Origin of the sequence: Streptomyces phyllanthi (genome assembly GCF_009377205.1) — a bacterium.
Classification (GTDB): Bacteria; Actinomycetota; Actinomycetes; order Streptomycetales; family Streptomycetaceae; genus Streptomyces; species Streptomyces phyllanthi.
Genome location: NZ_VJZE01000785.1, coordinates 1 through 2,457, shown reverse-complemented (window position 1 = coordinate 2,457; position 2,457 = coordinate 1). Strand labels below are relative to the sequence as shown.

Genomic DNA, 2,457 nt, shown 5'->3' with positions numbered 1-2,457 from the left:
GCCCCCGCCCGAACGAAAGAGCACAGCGATGACAGACGAACAGGAAGTGACGGACCAGGTCGTCGCGAGCTTCGACGCCGCGAAGGACGAGCGGTTCCGCGAGCTGATGCGGGCGCTCGTACGGCACGCGCACGCGTTCGTACGCGAGACCCGGCTCACCGAGGACGAGTGGAACGCGGCGATCGGGTTCCTGACGGCCGCCGGGCACATCACGACCGACACCCGCCAGGAATTCGTCCTGCTCTCGGACGTCCTCGGCATCTCCATGCTCACCGTGGCGGTGAACGAGCCGGCCACCGGCGACGCGACGGAGTCCACGGTGCTCGGCCCGTTCTTCGTCCAGGACTCGCCCCGCATAGAGCCCGGCGGCGACATCGCGCGGGGCGCGGCCGGCGAGCCCTCGTGGATCAGCGGCACGGTCACGGACGTCCACGGCACGCCGGTCGCCGGGGCCCGTATCGAGGTGTGGGAGGCCGACGACGACGGCATGTACGACGTCCAGTACGAGGATGGCGCGCTCGCGGGTCGTGCGCATCTGTTCACCGACGCCGAGGGACGCTACCGGTTCTGGGGGCTCACCCCCACGCCGTACCCGATCCCGGACGACGGCCCCGTCGGCCGTCTCCTCGAACACGCCGGCCGCTCCCCGATGCGCGCACCCCATCTGCACTTCAAGGTGACGGCGCCCGGCCACCGCCCGCTCATCACGCACATCTTCGTCGCGGACGACCCGTATCTGCGCTCCGACTCCGTCTTCGGTGTGAAGCAGTCGCTCATCCGTCCCTTCGACCGCCACGAGGCCGGTACACGGGCTCCGGACGGCAGCCGTCCGGACAGGACATGGACCTCGGCGAGCTTCGACATCGTCCTCAGGAGGGACTGAGGCCCACACCCCGGAGAGGGCGCGGCGCGGGAACATGGTGAATTGAACAACCAATACCGTGCAGGCCAGTTGACTCTATCAATCAACTGGCCGTACTTTCGGCCGCACAGTTCGCGCCGGTTCCCTTGCACGCCAAGGGCCTTCTCCTTGCGAGGAGCACATGAACGCGCACCTCAGAGCACTGTTCGCCGTCTCGCTGAGCGGGGCACTCGCCATCGGACTCACCGCCTGCGGAGGCTCCTCCGGGGCCGGCTCGGGCGACACCGTCAAGGTCGCGTACTGGCGCCAGGTCGACAACAAGTCCCGGGTCATGGACAACTACCTGGCGCTGGTGAAGAAGCAGTTCGAGAAGGCCAACAAGGGCAAGAAGGTCGAGCTCGTCCCCATCCAGGCCTCGGAGAACGACTACTACTCCAAGATCCAGCTGATGATGCGCTCCCCGCGCACCGCGCCCGACCTGGTCTACGAGGACACCTTCCTGATCAACGCCGACATCGCCAGCGGCTATCTCCTCCCGATCGACGAGTATCTGAAGGGCTGGAAGGACTGGAGCCAGTTCGTCGACACCGCCAAGGCCGCCGCCAAGGGCCAGGACGGCAAGACGTATGGCGTTCCGGACGGCACCGACACCCGCGGTCTCTGGTACAACAAGCAGCTCTTCGCGAAGGCCGGGCTGCCCACCGACTGGAAGCCGAAGACCTGGGACGACGTGCTGGACGCGGCCCGCACCGTCAAGAAGAAACTTCCCGGCGTCACCCCGATCAACGTCTACACCGGGAAGGCCGCGGGTGAGGCCGCCACCATGCAGGGCTTCGAGATGCTGCTGTACGGCACCGGTGAGGACCCGCTGTACGACCCCTCGTCGAAGAAGTGGATCACCGGCAGCAAGGGCTTCGAGGACTCCCTCGGCTTCGTGGACACGGTGTTCAGGGAGAAGCTGGGCCCCGACGTCGAGGACGCCCTCGACGCCAACTTCGGCAGCACGGTGGCGACCGAGCTGCTGCCGGCGGGCAAGCTCGCCATCGACCTCGACGGGTCGTGGATGGGCAACAACTGGATCGAGACCGGCGCCAGGCCCTGGCCCGAATGGGACAAGGTGCTCGGCACCACGGCCATGCCGACCCAGAACGGCCAGGCCCCGGGTACGGTGACCCTGTCCGGCGGCTGGACCTGGGCGATCCCCGCCAAGTCCAAGAACCCCGACACGGCCTTCGACTTCATCAAGACGATGCAGACCGAGGACAACGCTGTCGAGTACTGCATCCGCAACGCGGGCATCGCGGTACGCAAGGACGTCGCTGCCGATCCCCGGTACCAGAAGTCCATGCCCGGGGTCGACTTCTTCACCGGCCTGGTCCAGTACACCCACTACCGCCCGGCGCTGCCGGTCTACCCGCAGGTCTCCACCGCCATCCAGGAAGCGATGGAGGCGGTGACGACCGGTCAGGCGACCCCGGAGAAGGCCGCGGGCGACTACGACGAAGCGGTCAAGAGCGCGACCGACGGAGCAGTGGAGAGCCGTGGGTGACCTCACCGTGACGACGGCGGTGCCCGTCAAGGGCACGGGGAGGCGG

The 2,457-nt window shown here is 67.6% G+C and carries 2 protein-coding genes; both read left to right on the top strand.

The genetic code is table 11. The features are described 5' to 3' along the window. The first annotated feature begins 28 nt into the window (after positions 1 to 28). Positions 29 to 883, top strand: coding sequence for a dioxygenase family protein (locus FNH04_RS44820; protein ID WP_152791970.1), 855 nt, complete (start codon positions 29 to 31; stop codon positions 881 to 883). A 160-nt stretch (positions 884 to 1,043) separates the two neighbouring features. Then, positions 1,044 to 2,411 carry an ABC transporter substrate-binding protein gene (locus FNH04_RS44815; protein ID WP_152791969.1) on the top strand — a complete coding sequence of 456 codons (1,368 nt, stop codon included), beginning with the start codon at positions 1,044 to 1,046 and terminating at the stop codon, positions 2,409 to 2,411. Positions 2,412 to 2,457: the final 46 nt, after the last annotated feature.